At 71.1% G+C, this 17,267-nt stretch carries 13 protein-coding genes and 1 pseudogene; 9 read left to right on the forward strand and 5 right to left on the reverse strand.

The annotated features are described in order from the left end of the window. Positions 1-4: 4 nt before the first annotated feature. The 4 genes from AMK11_RS14615 to AMK11_RS14630 all read right to left on the reverse strand — a co-directional run bounded on the left by AMK11_RS14615 (position 5) and on the right by AMK11_RS14630 (position 5,531). Complete coding sequence (locus tag AMK11_RS14615) at positions 5-850, reverse strand: MIP/aquaporin family protein (RefSeq protein WP_073727021.1); 846 nt, start codon at positions 848-850, stop codon at positions 5-7. A gap of 119 nt (positions 851-969) precedes the next feature. Next, positions 970-1,800, reverse strand: coding sequence for an ammonia-dependent NAD(+) synthetase (gene nadE / locus AMK11_RS14620; protein ID WP_073727023.1), 831 nt, complete (start codon positions 1,798-1,800; stop codon positions 970-972). A 144-nt stretch (positions 1,801-1,944) separates the two neighbouring features. Continuing rightward, positions 1,945-4,953, reverse strand: a complete 3,009-nt coding sequence (locus tag AMK11_RS14625) for a family 16 glycoside hydrolase (RefSeq protein ID WP_073727025.1) — start codon at positions 4,951-4,953, stop codon at positions 1,945-1,947. Positions 4,954-5,123: 170 nt separating this feature from the next. Beyond that, positions 5,124-5,531, reverse strand: coding sequence for a PGPGW domain-containing protein (locus tag AMK11_RS14630; protein WP_073727027.1), 408 nt, complete (start codon positions 5,529-5,531; stop codon positions 5,124-5,126). Between the two features lie 114 nt (positions 5,532-5,645). Here AMK11_RS14630 and AMK11_RS14635 point away from each other — a divergent pair. The 3 genes and pseudogenes from AMK11_RS14635 to AMK11_RS14645 form a co-directional block, all read left to right on the forward strand. Then, a pseudogene (locus AMK11_RS14635) lies at positions 5,646-6,074 on the forward strand (hypothetical protein); the annotation flags it as partial. 34 nt (positions 6,075-6,108) lie between these two features. Continuing rightward, the gene (locus AMK11_RS14640) at positions 6,109-6,807 is read left to right on the forward strand and encodes a bleomycin resistance protein (RefSeq protein WP_073727031.1); all 699 of its coding nucleotides are present in this window, start codon (positions 6,109-6,111) and stop codon (positions 6,805-6,807) included. A 133-nt stretch (positions 6,808-6,940) separates the two neighbouring features. Beyond that, positions 6,941-8,824, forward strand: a complete 1,884-nt coding sequence (locus AMK11_RS14645) for a CocE/NonD family hydrolase (RefSeq protein ID WP_073727072.1) — start codon at positions 6,941-6,943, stop codon at positions 8,822-8,824. On the opposite strand, the gene AMK11_RS14650 is transcribed toward AMK11_RS14645, so the two are convergent. Further along, positions 8,787-9,734, reverse strand: coding sequence for a methionyl-tRNA formyltransferase (locus tag AMK11_RS14650; RefSeq protein ID WP_073727082.1), 948 nt, complete (start codon positions 9,732-9,734; stop codon positions 8,787-8,789). The two genes, AMK11_RS14645 and AMK11_RS14650, sit on opposite strands and share 38 nt — an antisense overlap. 178 nt (positions 9,735-9,912) lie before the next feature. On the opposite strand from AMK11_RS14650, the gene AMK11_RS14655 reads away from it, so the two are divergent. From AMK11_RS14655 to AMK11_RS14680, 6 genes are all read left to right on the forward strand, one after another. Further along, on the forward strand, positions 9,913-11,268 hold the full coding sequence (locus AMK11_RS14655; protein ID WP_073727084.1) for a lysine N(6)-hydroxylase/L-ornithine N(5)-oxygenase family protein: 1,356 nt from the start codon (positions 9,913-9,915) through the stop codon (positions 11,266-11,268). Between the two features lie 11 nt (positions 11,269-11,279). After that, positions 11,280-12,338 (forward strand): FecCD family ABC transporter permease, encoded by a 1,059-nt coding sequence (locus AMK11_RS14660; RefSeq protein ID WP_073727892.1) that lies wholly within the window; start codon positions 11,280-11,282, stop codon positions 12,336-12,338. 11 nt (positions 12,339-12,349) lie between these two features. Then, entirely contained in the window at positions 12,350-13,417 is a 1,068-nt protein-coding gene (locus tag AMK11_RS14665) for a FecCD family ABC transporter permease (protein ID WP_198941365.1), read from the forward strand. 38 nt (positions 13,418-13,455) lie between these two features. Beyond that, on the forward strand, positions 13,456-14,304 hold the full coding sequence (locus tag AMK11_RS14670; RefSeq protein WP_073727088.1) for an ABC transporter ATP-binding protein: 849 nt from the start codon (positions 13,456-13,458) through the stop codon (positions 14,302-14,304). A 109-nt stretch (positions 14,305-14,413) separates the two neighbouring features. Continuing rightward, positions 14,414-15,475 (forward strand): iron-siderophore ABC transporter substrate-binding protein, encoded by a 1,062-nt coding sequence (locus tag AMK11_RS14675; RefSeq protein WP_073727090.1) that lies wholly within the window; start codon positions 14,414-14,416, stop codon positions 15,473-15,475. Continuing rightward, positions 15,472-17,265: an ABC transporter ATP-binding protein gene (locus tag AMK11_RS14680; protein WP_073727092.1), complete on the forward strand. Its 1,794-nt coding sequence runs from the start codon at positions 15,472-15,474 to the stop codon at positions 17,263-17,265. The genes AMK11_RS14675 and AMK11_RS14680 overlap by 4 nt, the downstream gene beginning before the upstream one ends. Positions 17,266-17,267 lie beyond the last annotated feature (2 nt).

The raw sequence follows: 17,267 nt of genomic DNA on the forward strand, positions 1-17,267 counted from the left end.
TGTGTCAGTCCTCCGGCGCCGGTACGCGCCCTGTCGGCTCGGGCTCAGCGGTCGGCAGGAACCGGCCGATGAACACCTTGTACAGCCCCGCGCCGAGCACGCCGCCGATCAGCGGCGCGATGATCGGCACCCAGAAGTAGAGATTCCCGTACTGGTCCCGCCACGCCCCGCCGTACCCGGTCAGGAAGCTGGCCAGCCGGGGGCCGAAGTCACGCGCCGGGTTGATGGCGTAGCCCGCGTTGGTGCCGAAGGCCATGCCGATGGCGACCACCACCAGGCCGATGACGAAGGGGGCCAGGTTGGCGCCCGGCGGTGTGTTGAGCATGTCCGTGATGGCCATGATCAGCAACAGCAGGATTGCGGTGCCGATGACCTGGTCGCGGAAGGCGCCCCACTCGTGGACCGGCAGCGCGGTGTTCCCGTTCGCGGGGAGCGTGGAGAACACGGTCTGCGTCTTGATGGTGTGTCCGGGGTCGGCCTTCGCCAGCGCCTCGGTGTAGTTCCAGCGGACGAGGAGCGCGGCCACGAAGGCGCCGGCCGTCTGGGCCAGCGCGTAGGGAGCCACCTTCCGCCACGGGAAGTCCTTGAACACCGCGAGGGCGAGCGTCACCGCGGGATTGATGTGGGCGCCGCTCAGCCGCGCGGCCACGTAGACGCCCAGCGTGACGCCGAGGCCCCACGCCCACGAGATGCTGTCGTGGTCCCCGAGGCCGCCCTCGGGATCGGTGAGGGCGCCGCCCGCGGCCACCTGTGCCACGACACCGCACCCGAAGAGGATGAGGATCATCGTGCCGGCGAACTCCGCCGACAATTCACCGAGCAGACCTGACTTCTTGAGCCGTGCAGCCATGGAAGCTCACCTTCCGCCGGCTGGACCGGCGTCGACCGACCGCGTCTCTCAGTCGACACATTAAGGTGATATGCGACAAGCCGCACATAGAGTGCGGCTTGACGGGAGCGGGCGGGGCCTCAGGGGCCGATGGGCATCCGGCGCTTGTGGTCCGTCGCCCGGTAGCGGGAGACGATCTTCTCGAAGGCGTCCTCCTTGACCGGCTTGCCCTCCAGGAAGTCGTCGATGTCGTCGTAGGTGACCCCGAGGGCGTCCTCGTCGGCCTTGCCGGGGGCGAGGGACTCCAGGTCGGCCGTCGGGACCTTCCCCACCAGCTCGGCGGGCGCACCCAGCGCCTCGGCGACGGCACGCACCCGGCGCTTGGTGAGGCCGGTCAGCGGGACCAGGTCGGCGGCGCCGTCGCCGAACTTGGTGAAGAAGCCGGAGACGGCCTCGGCGGCGTGGTCGGTGCCGACGACCAGCCCGTTGTGCGCGCCGGCCACGGCGTACTGGGCGATCATGCGCTGCCTGGCCTTGATGTTGCCGTGCACGAAGTCCTGGTGGTGGGCGTCGCGGAAGGCCACGTCGGCGGCGAGCAGCGCGTCGAGCATGGCGTCGCTCGCGGGCTTGATGTCGACGGTCAGCACGTGGTCGGCCTCGATGAAGGAGAGCGCGCGCTGGGCGTCGTGCTCGTCGGCCTGGACGCCGTGCGGCAGCCGCATCGCGTAGAAGCTCGCCTCGTGCCCCTCGGCCCGGGCCCGCTCCGCGGCGAGCTGGCACAGCCGCCCCGCGGTGGTCGAGTCGACACCGCCGCTGATGCCGAGGACCAGGCAGCGCAGGCCGGTGGAGGTCAGCCGCTCGGTCAGGAAGGCCACCCGGCGCTCGATCTCCCGCTCGGCGTCGAAGGTCTCGGCGACCTCCAGTTCCCGGGCGATCTCCAGTTGCAGGGCGATGGACGCCGGCTCGCTCAATTCCGCTCCTTGTTCGATGTGCGGTGACTCCTCACTCAGCGTACCCAGTGGTCCCCGGCCGATACGGGACGAGTGACGGACGGCGCACGACGTGCGGGGCGGCCGCCGACGGCCACCCCGCACACCTTTCCGCTCCGGCCGGGATCAGCTCAGCGGCTGAATCCGGATGTCACGGAACCGGACCTTGTTCCCGTGGTCCTGCAACCGGATCGCCCCGGCCGCCGGTGTCTCCGCCCGGCCGCCCGCGGTCGGACCGTCGAGGACCACGTCGTCGTGGACCTTCTCCCCGTTCCACACCACGGTCACCCGCGCGTCGGCGGTCTTGCGGCCGTTGTCGTCGTAGCGGGCCGCGCGGAAGACGATGTCGTACGTCTGCCACGTCCCGGGCGCGGTCGCCGCGTTGATGTCGGGTGCCTTCTTCAGGTAGAGCGCCCCGGCCTCGTTGTCCGCGAGGGTGGTGTCCTGGTAGGAGTCGAGGATCTGGAGTTCGTAGCGGTCCTGGAGGTAGATGCCGCTGTTGCCGCGGTCCTGGCCGGTCACGTCCGGCGGCAGCTGCGGGACGCGGAACTCCACGTGCAGCTTGAAATCCTGGTAGGCGTCCTTGGTGCGGATGTCGCCGCAGCACACCTCCATCGACCGCTCCTCGGCCAGCGGCCAGGACACGTCCCTGCCGTCCGTGTGCTGCCACTGGGCCTGCGAGGCGGCCGTACCGTCGAACAGGTCGACGGGCGTGCCCCGCCGGTGCACGGTGATCAGGTCGAGGTTGACATGACCGGTGTCCCCGGGGTCGTAGCGGTAGGACACGGTGTTGTGTCCGGCCCGCAGGCGCAGGCGTTCGGTCCGCGTGGACCAGGTGTCCCAGTCCCCGGTGGAGGGCAGTTCCGTCTGCCGCACCTTCTTCCCGTTGGCGTACAGGGACAGGGACTTGGTGCCCTCGAAGGGGTGCGGGCCGTTGGAGTAGCGCAGCCCCACGTCGTAGGTGCCCGCCCTGGGAACGGTCACGTCGAAGGTCGTGGCGGCCTCGCCCTCGGTGGAGTAGCGGTCGACGAATCCGCTGCCGGAGTAGCCGACGTGGTCGGTGTCGATGCCGGCCTCGCCGGTGAGCCGGGCCTCCTCGGCCTCGTAGAGGGTGGCGGGCGGCGGCTGCTTGCCGGGCATCTCGTTGAGCGTGTACCAGGCCTCCGTGCTCCACAGCGTCTCACCGGAGGCGGAGGTGAAAGGCCGCGGCGAGCGCACGTGCACCACGCGGTCCGGCTTGAGCCCGTCCAGCCGCAGCCGGACGGTCCGGCCGTCCTCGGAGAGCGTCGCCGAGCGTACGGACAGCTCCTCCTCGGCGATCTTCGGGCCGCCGTAGTCGGCGGTCGGCGTGTAGTGCCACTGCTGGACGTCGTAGCGCTCGGCCAGCTGTGCGGCGGTCTCGTCGGACACCGGCTGGGTGTACGTCAGGTCGAAGCCGCCGGGCACGGCCCGCATCTTCTGGATGTCGAAGGTGTTGCCGCCGTTGGGCGTGAGCTTCTGCAGGCCGAACTTCAGCTTGCCCGCCTGGCCCCAGTTGCCGTCCGCTCCCAGGCCGCCCGCGTAGATGGCCCCGTCCGGTCCCATGGTGACGCGGTTGACGCCGGCCTCCAGGCCCTGGGTGTAGCGGAACACGGCGCCCTGGTACTGGCCCCTCACCTTCTCCAGGTAGGCGCGCTGCAGACCGCCGTAGGTGACGTCGCCGATCAGCATCTGGCCGGCGAACACCCCCTTCTTCAGGTGCAGCGGGGTGGACGGCGAGTTGCCGATCTCGTTCTGGGGCAGCCACAGCACCGGCTCGGTGACGGGGGAGTCCTCGAAGGGCCCCGCGGGCTCGGTGTAGTGGTTGAAGAAGCGGTCCTGCTTGATCTGGACGAGCTTCGAGGCGGGCAGCCATCCGCCCTGGTTGTCGGTGACGAAGAGACCGCCGCCGGGACCCCAGCCGATGCCGTTGGGCGTGCGCAGTCCGCCCGCGATCGGGGTGATCTTCCCCGTCTTCTTGCTGATCTTGTAAGTGGTCCCGCGGTCCGGCGCGGGCTGCGGGTCGGTGGTCGCGCCGCCCAGGTCGATGGCGACGGAGAGGTTCACGTAGAAGTAGCCGTCGCGGTAGAGCAGGCCGAAGGCGAACTCGTGGAAGTTGCCGCCGTACGGCCAGGTGGCGACCGTGCGGTACGCGTCGGTCACGTCGTCGTCGTTCTCGTCCACCAGCCGGGTCAGCTCGTGCTTCTGGGAGACGTAGAGCGAACCGTCGACGTACTTGATGCCCATGGGTTCGCGCAACCCGTCGGCCACCTTCTTCACGGTGACCTTGTCCCGGCTGGTCGCGCCGGTGACGTTGTCGAGCAGGTACACCTCACCGGCAACGTTGTCGGTGCCGCCCCAGGTGCTGATCGCGAGGCGTCCGTCGGGCAGCCAGTCCATGCCGGTGACCTGCGGTTCGAACCCTTCGGGGCGCAGGTCGGTGAGGGTGAGGTCGGGGCGCACCGAGGTCAGCGGCAGCCCGTCGCCGGGGGTGTCCGTGCCGGCCTCGCACTCCTTGCGCCCGGGCGCCGTCACGCGCACGACGCCGGCGTCGGTGGTCAGCGCCTCGTTGGGCACGACGGTGAACCCGGTCTCGCCCGGCGGGCGCCAGGAGAGCGTGAGCTGCTGCCCGCCGCCGCGGTCGAAGTGCTCGATGCGCAGCGGGTGCGATCCCGCGGTGAGGTCGAGCGCGCCGTCCTTCGGCTCGGCTCCGTGCAGTCCGTCGTGGTCGATCACCGTGGTGCCGTCGAGGGTCAGCCGCGAGCCGTCGTCGCTGGTGAGCCGGAAGGCGTAGGTGCCGTCGCGCGGAGCGACCAGGTAACCGGTGGCCTCCGAGACGAAGTTGTCGGCGATGCCCCCGAAGTCGGCGGTGGTCGACCAGTCCACGGTCGGCATCAGTTTGTCGTGGTTGGGGGTCTGGCCGGGCTTGAGGGTGCAGATCTCGCTCAGGGGCGTCTGCACGTCGAAGACGCGCAGGGTGACTCCGGGTTCCTGCGGCGGGATGTCCGCGCGGTCCGCGGCGGACACGGGGGCGGCGAGGAAGCCGCCGGCCGAGACGGCCGAGGCCAGCAGGAGGATGAGGTGTCTTCGGGCACGCGGGAACAGGCGTGGGCGCATTGGTCCTCCGGGACGTGGGACCGGACCGTGCCGGATGTCGCTCCGGTCTTCGTGCGGTACGACTGTGGTTCCGCCGCAAAGGTAGGAGACTTCCGCTTGACATGTCCATACTTTGTCATCGATGTGTTCAAAGTGGCCTGGCGCAAGGCCCCGCGGAGGACGGGACCCGCTCAGACGCGCCGGCCCGTGCGGACGCGCCGGTGGCTCCAGGCGAGCAGGGAGAACAGGACGACGCCGGAGATGATCAGGCTCGCTCCGGTGGCCCATCCGGAGTACGGCAGCCGGGGGAGCAGGCCCCAGGCCACGCCCGCGCCGACGAGGCACAGCCCGGCCGCGACCGAGCCGGCGATCCGCCACGGTGAGGACACGCTTTCCTCGGCCGCGCGCATGGCCTGCCGCCGGACGGGGCCGACGAACCGGTCCAGGGCGGGGACGGCACGCGACAGCAGCACCATTCCGGCGAACACGAGCAGCAGGCCCGGTCCGGGCAGCACCAGCAGCGCGAGGCCGACCGCGACCAGTACGCCCCCCAGGGAGCCCAGGACCGCTCGCCGGACCGCCTCGACGCTGCGCGCCATGCCGCCGCACCTCCCCGGAGTCGGTCCGCGTTCCCGTTTGCCTCAGTGTGCCCAACCTTAGGCACGCCACGGGGTACGGGCGATTCCGCGTGGCTGGCAGGCTGCTCCCATGAAGTCGAGGGCGATTTCCTGGGCCAGGTGCACCCCGCTCCGGAAGGTGACCCCCGCAGGTCGCGCATCACCGAGAGCAATCTGACGGCGGTGTGGGCGAACTACGCCCGGCTCGGCCACCGTCGCATGGTCTACACGAACACCGTGAGCGTACTGCCCGAGGCGGAAGGCATGTTCCGGCGCGCGATGGGGGCGGACGTGCGGCTCGTCCAGGTCCTGCTCACGGCGTCCGACGGCACCGCCGGCGCGCGTCTGACGGGGCGGGAGCTCGGCTCGGAACTGGAGCAGGAGCTGGCCGGCAGCGCCCGCGAGGCGCGGCTGCTGGACGCGGGGGCGCCGGCGGACACCGTCCGGGTGGGAACCGACGGGCGCCGGGTCGTGGACATCGCCCGGGAGGTGGTGGGCGTGACGGGGTGGACGGCGAGCGGATGACACCAGCTACTCAAAATTGACTAGAGTGGGCCGCATGACCGAGAAGACGATCCCGATCCTGCCGTGCCGGACCCTCCAGCCCGTTCTCGACTTCTACACCGCCCTCGGCTTCGAGGTGACGTACCGGCAGAACAGTCCCAATCCGTACGCGGTCGTCGAGCGCGGCGGCATCGAGTTGCAGTTCTTCGCGCTCAAGGCGCACGAGCCCGCCGCGTCACTCGGCACCTGCTACGTCCTCACCGACGACGTGGACGGGCTGCACGCCTCCTTCCGGGCGGGGCTCAAGGCGGCGTACGGCAGGATCCCCACGCGTGGGCTGCCCCGCATCGGACCGCTCAGGGACATGTCGTACGGGGTGCGGCAGTTCCTCATGACCGACCCGGGCGGCAACTGCGTCCGTGTCGGACAGCCCTCCGGCGGCCCGCGCCACCGGAGCGCCCCCGAGGAGACCTTCGCCCGTGCCCTGCACCACGCCCTGCTCCTCGCGGACTCGAAGGAGGACCCGGCGGGCGCCGCGAAGGTCGTCGACCGGGTGCTGCGCCTCGAAGACGAGCGGCCCACGCCGGCGCAACTGCTCCGGCTCCTCGTGCTGCGGGCCGACGTCGCCGGGCGGCTGGGCGATGAGGAAGCCAAGGCGTCGGTGCTCGCCCGGGCGGCCGCCGTCCGACTCACCGCCGGGGAACGGGAGTCGGTCCGCGAGGACCTCGTACGCCTCGCCGAGCTGCGTGACTGACGCCCGGTCACCGCATCCGCTCCCCAACGCGGGGCCGGGGCAGGGAACTTGTACGCCCCATCGACGTACGACCGCATCACTGCTACACCTGCGTCACATGCACCACCTGCACCCACCGTCCAAGGAGGAGCATGTGAGAGCACGTCGCGCGGCCGCCCGAAGCACCTCCGCGCTCATCGCCACCCTCGCCCTGACCGCCGGCCTGGCCGGGCCCGCCGCAGCGGCGGGGGAGAGGCAGGCCCCGCCGGTCGCCACCGCGACCGACCCCGTCACGCACGAGGAGAACGACCGGGTCCCCGAGGGATCGGTCTGGACGCAGCACTACTTCCCGTCCTCCGACGACTCCGGCACCGAGTTGCACGCCGACGTCCTGCTGCCCGAGGGGCTGTCCCGCGGCGAGAAGGTGCCCGTCATCCTCTCGGTCGGCCCGTACTTCGCCCACGCCGGGCAGACCGGCCCGGAGGGCTGGAGCCACACCGGGCCCTCGTCCCGCTTCCAGGACTTCGTCGAGGGCACCGACCTGTTCGACGAGGGGTACGCCTTCGTCATGGTCGACCTGCGCGGCTTCGGCGGCTCCACCGGCTGCCTCGACTGGGGCGGACCCGGCGAACAAGCCGACGTCAAGGCCGCGATCGACTGGTCCGCGAAGCAGCCGTGGTCCACCGGCGCGGTGGGCATGTACGGCAAGTCCTACGACGCCGTCACCGGCCTCATCGGCAACAACCTGGACCAGCGCGCGCTCAAGGCCGTCGTCGCCCAGGAACCCCTGTGGGACATGTACCAGTACATCTACTCCAACGGCGTGCCCCGCCCGAACGTGACCGGCACCGCCGGCGCGTACAACTCCATCGCCACGATGCCCCCGATGCCGGACGACGACCCGCGTTACCGGGCGAACGCCCGCTACGAGCAGGCGCGTCCGGAGTGCCTGACGGAGAACTCCGCCGGGTACCGAATAGCCGACCAGCGGGACGAGCACTGGACCTCTCGCGACCTGGCCCGGATGGCCAGGGGCAGCGACACACCGCTCTTCGTCACCCAGGGCTTCATCGAGCCGAACACCAAACCCGAGGAGATGCAGGAGTACCTCGACAACCACGAGGGCCCCGAGCGCGGCTGGCTCGGCCAGTGGGACCACGTGCGCGGCGGCGACCGCACCCCCGACGGGCGCCTCGCCATGGGCCGCGAGGGCTGGTACGAGGAGACCCTGTCCTTCTACGACCAGTACCTCAAGGGCGTCAGGCCGTCCGTCCGCTACCCGGCCTACGCCGTCGAGGACTCCACGGGCGCCTGGCGCGCCCAGCGCACCTGGCCGGTCACCGAGCGGTCGGTCACCCTGCCGCTCGGCGGCGGCTCGTACGTGGACGACGGTGGCGCGTCCGCCCGCGCGGCGCTGGCCGCGTCCGGTACCCCGGCACCGCGGCCGCCCGCGCCGCCGGCCGGCCGGTGGGACATGGAGAACGCGCCCGCAACCGAGCACGCCGCCCCTGAGGGACTCGCCGGGGAGACGGCGAAGCGGCAGCGGGGCGGTGAGGTCGGCTCCAGCTTCTTCGTGTGGTCGACGCCGCTGAAGAAGGCGGTGCGCGTCACCGGCACCCCGCAGGTCTCCCTGACCGCCAAGGGCGAGGGCAACGTCATGCTCAAGCTGTACGACGTCGCCCCGGACGGCACCGCCGTCATGTTCGACGAGCAGGTGTCCCTGGTGGATTCGGGCCGGCTGACCGTCGACCTGAAGGCCACCGACTGGACGCTGGCGGCGGGACACGTCCTGGCCGTGGAGATCGGTTCGATCCAGACCGGCTCATGGCGCGACACGCCCTCCGGCGAGACCGTCGAGGTGCGGGGTGCCAGGCTCCGGCTGGCCCTGGACGACCCCGCCGACGACGTCGCCACCCCCGGCGACCGCTCGCCGTTCCTCGACACGTACCTGAGCCGGTACACCGTGGAACTGCCCGCCGGTCCGGGCACGTTCACGCTGGTCAGGGACGGCCGGTCAGGTATCCGCCCATGGAGGTGAAGTACTCCGTCGCGGGCAGCTCCCGGCCGTCGTCGGTCCGTACCCGGGTGATGGCCAGGCCGTGGTTGCGGCCGGTCCGGGCGTCGGCTCCGGCGACGATCACCACGCCGTCGCCCTCGCGGTAGAAGACGCGGCCGGGAGTGCCGCCGTAGCGTCCCTGGGACACCACTGCGGCGAGCACTTCCAGCCGCCTGCCCCGGTGGTAGGTGAAGGCGCTGGGGTAGGGCTCGGACTGGGCGCGGACCAGGCGCTCCAGATCCTGGGCCGGCCAGCTCCAGTCGATCCGGATGTCCTCGGCGGACCGCTTGTGGAAGAAGCTGGCCCGGGACCGGTCCTGCTTGGTGAACCCGGTCCGGCCGGCGGCGATGAGACCCAGTGCGCCGATGGTGACCGGGGCGATCAGGTCGACGGTCTTGTGGAAGAGGTCGGTCGCGGTGTCCGTCGGACCGACAGGCACCGCCTCCTGCCGGACGATGTCCCCGGCGTCGAGCTCGTCGTTCATCATGTGCGCGGTGACGCCCACTTCGGACTCGCCGTTGATCAGTGCCCAGATCAGCGGGGAGAAGCCGGCGTACTTGGGCAGCAGCGAGTCGTGCACGTTCAGCGTCCCGTGGCGCGGCAGACCGAAGATGTGCGGCGGGATCCAGGTCCGCCAGTTGTTCGCCACGATGATGTCGGGGTCGGCCTCCTTGAGGCGTTCGAACAGCTCGTCGTCGTCGGGACGGTTGCGGATCAGCACCGGGACGCCGTGTTCCTCGGCGAGGTCGGCGACGGAGTCGCTCCAGATCTTTTCGTACGCGTGCTCGCTCCGGGGGTGCGTCACGACCAGCACCACGTCGTGTTCGGAGTCCAGGAGCGCTTGCAGGGTGCGGTGCCCCCAGGTCTGGTAACCGAACATGACGACGCGCATGGGGTTCCTCCTCGGCACAGGGGACGGCCCGGGCAGTAAAGCAAGGCTTACCTTAGTGGAGAACATCCTTGCGCGGCACCCCAGTTGGCGGCGAAGGGTAAGGGTTCGCCCTATCGACAGTCCGCGTCGCATTAGCTTAGGCTCACCTAAGTTTCGGCGGCCGCAGGATGGGAGTGACATGTCACAGGTTCCTCCTGATGACGCAACACTGGTCCACGACCTCATTGGCATCGGCTTCGGGCCGTCCAATGTCGCCATGGCGATCGCACTGAGCGAGCACAACGCACACCCCGACGGACAGGAGCCGGTCACCGCACGCTTCTTCGAGCAGCAGCCGCGCTTCGGCTGGCACCGGGGCATGCTGATCGACGACGCCACCATGCAGGTGTCCTTCCTCAAGGACCTGGTGACGCTCCGGAACCCGGCGAGCGAGTTCAGCTTCCTGTGCTACCTCCAGAGCAAGGGACGGCTGATCGACTTCATCAACCACAAGAACCTGTTCCCGCTGCGGGTCGAGTTCCACGACTACTTCGAGTGGGCCGCCGCCAAGGTCGACGACATGGTCTCCTACGGCCACGAGGTCGTCGGCGTCGCACCCGTCGAGCGGGGCGGATCCGTGCGGCACCTGGAGGTGACGGTCCGCTCGGGGGAGGGGCTGGAGGTGCACCGCACCCGCAACCTCGTCATCGGCACCGGACTGCGCCCCCTCCTGCCCGAGGGCGTCGAGCGCGGCGACCGCGTCTGGCACAACTCCGAACTCCTGGCCAAGGTGGACGCGTTGGAGGGCACCTCGCCGTCCCGGTTCGTCGTCGTCGGCGCCGGGCAGAGCGCCGCCGAGAACGTCGCCTACCTGCACCGCCGCTTCCCGCGTGCCGAGGTCTGCGCGGTCTTCGCCCGCTACGGCTACAGCCCCGCCGACGACAGCGGCTTCGCCAACCGGATCTTCGACCCGACGGCGGTGGACGAGTACTTCGCCGCGCCCGCCGGAGTCAAACGCCGGCTGATGGACTACCACGGCAACACCAACTACTCCGTGGTGGACATCGACCTGATCGACGACCTGTACCGGCAGACGTACCGGGAGAAGGTCCTCGGCACCGAACGGCTGCGCTTCCTCAACGTCTCCCGGCTCACCGAGGTCAAGGAGACCCCGGAGAAGGTCCGGGCCACCGTGACCTCCCTGGTCACCGGCGAGGAGACCCTGCTGGACGCGGACGTCGTGGTCTTCGCCACCGGCTACCGCCCGGCCGACCCCCTCGGTCTGCTCGGCGAGGTCGCGGACCGCTGTCTGCGCGACGACGAGGGCCTGGTCCGGGTCGAGCGCGACTACCGCGTCGCCACCGACCCCGGCCTGCGCTGCGGCATCTACCTCCAGGGCGGCACGGAGCACACCCACGGCATCACGTCGTCCCTGCTGTCCAACACCGCCATCCGGGTCGGCGAGATCCTGCGGTCGCTCCTCGGCCGGGGCGTCGGGTCCGCTTCCGGCGCGGCCCGCACGGTCACCGACGGGACCGGCAGCGCGGCGCGTTAGTGTACGTCGCCATGACCACGACTGCGGCCCGGAGCGCGGCGCCCCCGGGCACAACACGGGCCCGCCGAAAGCGCGTTGTGGGCCTCGGTGTGCTCGTGGCGCTCCTGGTGGTGGCGTCGGCGGCGTCCCTGGCGGTCGGCGCGCGCGCCTTGAGCCCCGCCGACGTGTGGCACGGGTTGCTCGCGGAACCCGGGCCCGATCAACGGCTCACCGAGATCAGGCTCATCGTGCAGACCGTGCGGGTCCCCCGCACGGTGCTCGCGGTCGTGGCGGGCGTCGCCCTGGGCGTCGGCGGCGCGCTCATCCAGGGCTACACGCGCAACCCCATCGCCGACACCGGCCTGCTGGGTGTGAACTCAGGTGCCTCGTTCGCCGTGGTGACGGGGATCGCCCTGTTCGGGTTCACCAGCCCGTTCCAGTACGTCTGGTTGGGCTTCCTGGGCGCCGCGGCCGCCGGTGTCGTGGTCTTCGGGCTGGCGAGCATCGGCAGGGGCGCCGGCAACCCGCTGACGCTCGCCCTGGCCGGGCAGGGGGTCACCGTGTTCCTCGCGGCGATGACCACCGCCGTCGCCCTGTCCGACAAGGAGTCGCTCAACGCGCTGCGGTTCTGGAACGCGGGCTCGGTGGCCGGCGTCCGGTTCGACGTCATCTGGCCCGTGGCGGCGTTCATCGCGCTCGGCCTGCTGCTGGCCCTGTCCACGCTGCCCGCGATCAACCTGCTGAACCTGGGTGACGACGTGGCGCGGGGGCTGGGGCTGAACATCGCACGGAGCCGGATCGTCGGCATCGTCGCCGTCACCCTGCTGGCGGGTGCGGCGACCGCCGCCTGCGGGCCCATCGCGTTCCTCGGGCTGATGGTGGCCCACGTGGCCCGGTACCTGACCGGCCCGGACTACCGCTGGCTGGTGCCGTACGCGGGGCTGCTCGGGGCGGTCGTCCTGCTGGTCTGCGACATCGTGGGACGCCTGGTGGTACGGCCGGGTGAACTGGACGCGGGGATCGTCGTCTCCCTCCTCGGCGCCCCGTTCTTCGCGGTGCTGGTGTGGCGTGGAAAGTTCAAGAGCGCGTGAACGGGGCGGACGTGAAGGCCGATCAGACGGACGTGAAGCCGTCCCTGGTGCCGGGCGTACGGCTCGGCGGTGTGTCGTTCGTCTGGCGGCCCTGGCTGGCCGGCGTCACCCTGCTGCTGGCGGCGGGGGCTTTCCTGCTCTTCTGCCTGTCCATCGGCGTCGGGGACTTTCCCATCGCCCTGCCCCGGGTGGTCGCGACGATCTTCGGCAGCGGCGAACAGGTCGACGAGTTCGTCATCATGGACCTGCGGATGCCGCGTGCCCTGGCCGGGCTCGTCGTCGGCGTCGCGCTCGGGGTGTCGGGGGCGATCACCCAGTCCATCGCACGCAACCCGCTGGCCAGTCCCGACGTACTCGGCATCACCAGTGGCGCGAGCGCGGTCGCGGTGTTCCTGGTGACCGTGTCCGGTGGCACCGCCGCGGCGATCACCGACTCCGTGGGCCTGTCGGCGGCGGCGCTCGCGGGCGGGCTCGGCACCGGTCTGCTGGTGTACTTCCTGGCCTGGCGGCGGGGCGTCGACGGTTTCCGGCTGATCCTCATCGGCATCTCGGTGACCGCGATGACGCAGGCGATCACCACCTGGCTGCTCGTCACCGCCGACATCAGGGACGTGGCCAGGGCCCAGGCGTGGCTGGTCGGGTCGCTGGACGACCGGTCCTGGGACGAGGTGTCGCTCGCCCTGTGGTGCACGCTCGCCCTGCTGGCCGCCGTGTCGTGCGTCGCCTTCCAGTTCAAGCCCCTGCACTTCGGCGACGAGATCGCGGCCGGCCTCGGCGTCCGGTACGCGACGGTGCGGGCCGTGCTGCTGCTGTGCGCGGTGCTGCTGGCCGGCGCGGCCGTGAGCGCGGCGGGACCGGTTCCGTTCGTCGCGCTGGTGGCGCCGCAGGTGGCGATGCGGCTCGGCAGACATCCCACACCGCCCATGGTGGCCTCCGGCATGGTGGGGGCGCTGCTGCTGACCGGCTCCGACCTGGTCGCCCGCGCGGTGCTGCCGGTCTCCCTGCCCGTCGGTGTCGTCACCGCCGCGATCGGCGGCCCGTTCCTGGTCTATCTGCTGGTACGGGCGAACCGCCGGTAGCTGGTACAAAGTAAGGCGAGCCTAAACAAGGGGGCCCTGTGGTCGTTCAGTCCATCACCGGAGTGAAGCCCGGAACCGACGGAACCGACGGCGCCGCACGGCTGGCGGCCAGGGGCGTCACGGTCGGGTACGGCGCCCGGACCGTCATCGACGACCTGGACGTGACCGTCCCGCCCGGGGTCGTCACCACCATCATCGGCCCCAACGGGTGCGGGAAGTCCACCCTGTTGCGCACCCTGTCGCGGCTGCTGAAGCCGGCCGGCGGAAAGGTGGTGCTGGACGGCGACGACATCGCGAAGCTCCGGACCCGGGACGTGGCGAAGAAGCTCGGCCTGCTGCCGCAGGCGCCGGTCGCGCCGGAGGGGCTGACGGTGTCCGACCTGGTCGCCAGGGGCCGCCATCCGCACCAGAGCTGGCTGCGGCAGTGGTCGTCGGACGATGCCGACGTGGTGGCACGCGCGCTGGCCATGACCGGCGTGTCCGATCTCGCCGACCGCCCGGTCGACTCCCTCTCCGGCGGCCAGCGCCAGCGCGTCTGGATCTCGATGACCCTCGCCCAGGGCACCGACCTGCTCCTGCTGGACGAACCGACCACCTACCTGGACCTGGCGCACGCGATCGACGTCCTGGACCTGGTGGACGACCTGCACGAGTCCGGGTGCACGGTGGTCATGGTGCTGCACGACCTCAACCTGGCCACGCGCTACAGCGACAACCTGGTCGTGATGCGGGAGGGCGCGATCCTGGCGCAGGGACACCCCCGCGACGTGATCACCGCCGAACTGCTGCACGAGGCCTTCGGGCTGCGGGCCAAGGTGATCGAGGACCCGGTGGGCGACCGGCCGCTCATCGTGCCGATAGGCCGGACCCACGTCGAACTCCACTGACCGATAACGGAGTTGCGGTAGTGAGGGTAGGCTAACCTCACTCGATCGCGGTAAGGTTTGCTGCCCTCAGACGGGGCGTACGGACAGCGCGACAGCAAGGGATCCCCGGATGCTCTTCCTCAGAACGACGCGTATCAGGCCCTGGCGACGACTGGCGGCGGCACTGTCCGCCGCCGCCCTCGGTGCCGGCCTCCTCGCAGGCTGCGGTTCCGAATCCGACGACCCGGCGGACAACGCGGCTGGCGACGCCCCGTCCGCCGGCGGCAACTTCCCGGTCACCGTGGAGCACGCGTTCGGCACCACGAAGGTCACCGAGGCTCCCGAGAGGGTCGTCTCCGTCGGCTACACCGACGACCAGACCGTCCTGGCCTTCGGCATCAAGCCGGTCGGCATGGTCGACCAGTACCCGAACCCGGCCGGCCAGAGCCCCGACATCAACACCCAGTGGCCCTGGGTGAAGGACAAGTGGGGTGACACCAAGCCCGAGGTCGTGATGAAGAACGGCGACGACGGCCCCAACTACGAGAAGATCGCCGCCCTGCGCCCCGACCTGATCGTCGCGGTCTACTCCGAGATCGACCAGGCCGGCTACGACAAGCTGTCCAAGATCGCCCCGACGGTGGCCCGCACCAAGACCGAGAAGGAACCCTTCAGCGCGCCCTGGCAGGACAACGCGCTCCACATCGCCAAGGCACTCGGCAAGGCCGAGGAGGGCGAGAAGATGGTGGCCGACGTCCAGGCCAAACTCGACGCGGCCAAGAAGGAGCACCCCGAGTTCGCGGACCAGACCGCGGTGGTGCTGTCCTGGTACGAGAAGTCGGTGGCGCCCTTCACCTCCACCGACGTACGCGGACGCCTCGTGACCGGCATCGGGTTCAAGTACCAGACGGAGATCGACGAGGTGGCCGGCGGCGACTTCTACACGACGCTCTCCCCGGAGCGGCTCGACCTGGTCGACGTCGACCGCGTCTTCGTCATCAACGACCAGGCGGACCAGGACGCGCTGAAGAAGTCCGAACTGTTCAACAACCTGAACGCGGTGAAGAACGGCAAGGTGTCGTACCTGCTCGACAGCGAGGGCCCGGCGGTCGGCGCCGCCATCTCCCAGGGCACCCTGCTGTCCATGCCCTACGCCATCGACGAACTGGTCGAGGCGGCCGGACAGGGGTGAGCCGCACCGACACACACGTCGCCCCGGCGATCCTGCGCACGGCGACCGGACGTGAGGCCGCCCGCTGGGTCGGGACACACTGCCGCGAGGTGCCGTGGCTGACGACCGCCACCGTGCTCACCACGGTGGCGGGAGCCGCGCTCCAGGTGCTCCCGGTGCTGCTGCTGGGCCGGGTGGTCGACGCCGTCGTCGAGGGCGAGTCGCAGTCGGTCCTGGTCACCGTCGGGGCACTGATGGTGGCCGCCGCGCTGCTCGGGGCGGCGGCCGGCGCGGCGTCGACGTACCTGATCGGGCGGCTCGGCGCCGACCTGCTCGCCCGGCTGCGGGAAGGAGCCGTGCGGGCGGTGCTGGGGATGCCCAGCGCCCGCATCGAGCAGGTCGGCCGGGGAGACGTGCTCTCCCGGGTCGGCGACGACGTGGCCGTCATCTCCAAGGGCATCCGCACCGCCGTCCCCACGGTGTTCTCGGCGGGTGTCCTCGTCGCCATCGCCACCGCCGGGATGTTCGGCCTGGACTGGCGGCTCGGTCTCGCGGGCGCCGGCGCGCTGCCCGCGTACGCGCTGGCCCTGCGCTGGTACCTGCCCCGGTCCGCGCCGCTCTACCGGAAGCAGCGCAGGGCGCAGGCCGACCGGGCGCAGGCCCTGATCAGCGGACTCAACGGCATCGACACGGTCCGCGCGTACCGGCTCGAGGAGGCCTTCCGCGAGCAGGTCACCCGCGAGTCCTGGCGGGTGCGCGACCTCGGCATCGAGGTGTTCCGCTTCTTCGGCCGGTTCGTCGGCCGGGAGAACCGCGCCGAGTTCATCGGCCTGTCCCTGATCATCGTGGTGGGGTACGCCCTGCTGGAGGCCGGTGCCGCCAGCCTGGGCGAGGTCTCGGCGGCCCCGCTGCTCTTCCACCGGCTGTTCACCCCGCTGGGCGCCATCATGTTCACCTTCGACGAGGCGCAGAAGTCGGGCGCGAGCCTCACCCGGCTGGTCGGCGTGCTGGGGGAGGAGGCGGAGGAGCGGCTGGTGGGCGACGAGTCCGCGACGGCGGACGCCGGGCCGTACCCGGTGACGGTGAAGGGGCTGACGTTCCGCTACCCCGACGCCGAGGAGCCGGTCCTGCGGGACGTGTCCCTGTCCATTCCGGCCGGCTGCTCGCTCGCCCTGGTCGGGGCGACGGGCGCGGGCAAGACCACGCTGGCCGCGCTCATCGCGGGCATCGGGACCCCCGAGGCGGGGTCGGTGCGGGTCGGGACGACCGACCTGGCGTCCCTCGACGAGGCCGGGGCACGGGCCCTGGTGAGCATCCTGACGCAGGAGACGCACGTGTTCTCCGGCCCGCTCGCCGACGACCTGCGGCTGGCCGCGCCGGGGGCGACCGACGCCGAACTCACGGACGCCCTGCGTACGGTGGGAGCCGGCTCCTGGGCCGACGCGCTGCCCGACGGGCTGCACACCGTGGTCGGCGAGGGCGGCGAACGCCTCGACGTCACCAAGATCGCCCAGATTGCCCTGGCCCGGCTGGTGCTGAGCCGGTCGCCGGTGGTGGTGCTGGACGAATCGACGGCGGAGGCCGGCAGCGAGGGCGCCGCCGAGCTGGAACGCGCCGTGCTGGCCGCCTGCGCGGGCCGGACCACCCTCTTCGTCGCCCACCGGCTGACCCAGGCCATGGCGGCCGACCGGATCGTCGTGCTGGACGCGGGGCGGGTCGTGGAGGAAGGGACGCACGAGGAGCTGGTCGCCCTGGGCGGCCGGTACGCGCGGCTGTGGCGAGCCTGGCGGGAGGGCAGCCAGGCGGCCTAGTT

It is taken from the genome of Streptomyces sp. CB02414 (assembly GCF_001905385.1).
In the GTDB taxonomy this organism is placed as follows: domain Bacteria; phylum Actinomycetota; class Actinomycetes; order Streptomycetales; family Streptomycetaceae; genus Streptomyces.

What these genes read in the sequence shown, in the direction of transcription:
- AMK11_RS14650 (WP_073727082.1), bottom strand. Translation starts at nt 9,734, where the DNA reads ATGCGCGTCGTCATGTTCGGTTACCAGACCTGGGGGCACCGCACCCTG.
- AMK11_RS14655 (WP_073727084.1), top strand. Translation starts at nt 9,913, where the DNA reads ATGTCACAGGTTCCTCCTGATGACGCAACACTGGTCCACGACCTCATT.
- AMK11_RS14630 (WP_073727027.1), bottom strand. Translation starts at nt 5,531, where the DNA reads ATGGCGCGCAGCGTCGAGGCGGTCCGGCGAGCGGTCCTGGGCTCCCTG.
- AMK11_RS14615 (WP_073727021.1), bottom strand. Translation starts at nt 850, where the DNA reads ATGGCTGCACGGCTCAAGAAGTCAGGTCTGCTCGGTGAATTGTCGGCG.
- AMK11_RS14675 (WP_073727090.1), top strand. Translation starts at nt 14,414, where the DNA reads ATGCTCTTCCTCAGAACGACGCGTATCAGGCCCTGGCGACGACTGGCG.
- AMK11_RS14625 (WP_073727025.1), bottom strand. Translation starts at nt 4,953, where the DNA reads ATGCGCCCACGCCTGTTCCCGCGTGCCCGAAGACACCTCATCCTCCTG.
- AMK11_RS14640 (WP_073727031.1), top strand. Translation starts at nt 6,109, where the DNA reads ATGACCGAGAAGACGATCCCGATCCTGCCGTGCCGGACCCTCCAGCCC.
- AMK11_RS14660 (WP_073727892.1), top strand. Translation starts at nt 11,280, where the DNA reads ATGACCACGACTGCGGCCCGGAGCGCGGCGCCCCCGGGCACAACACGG.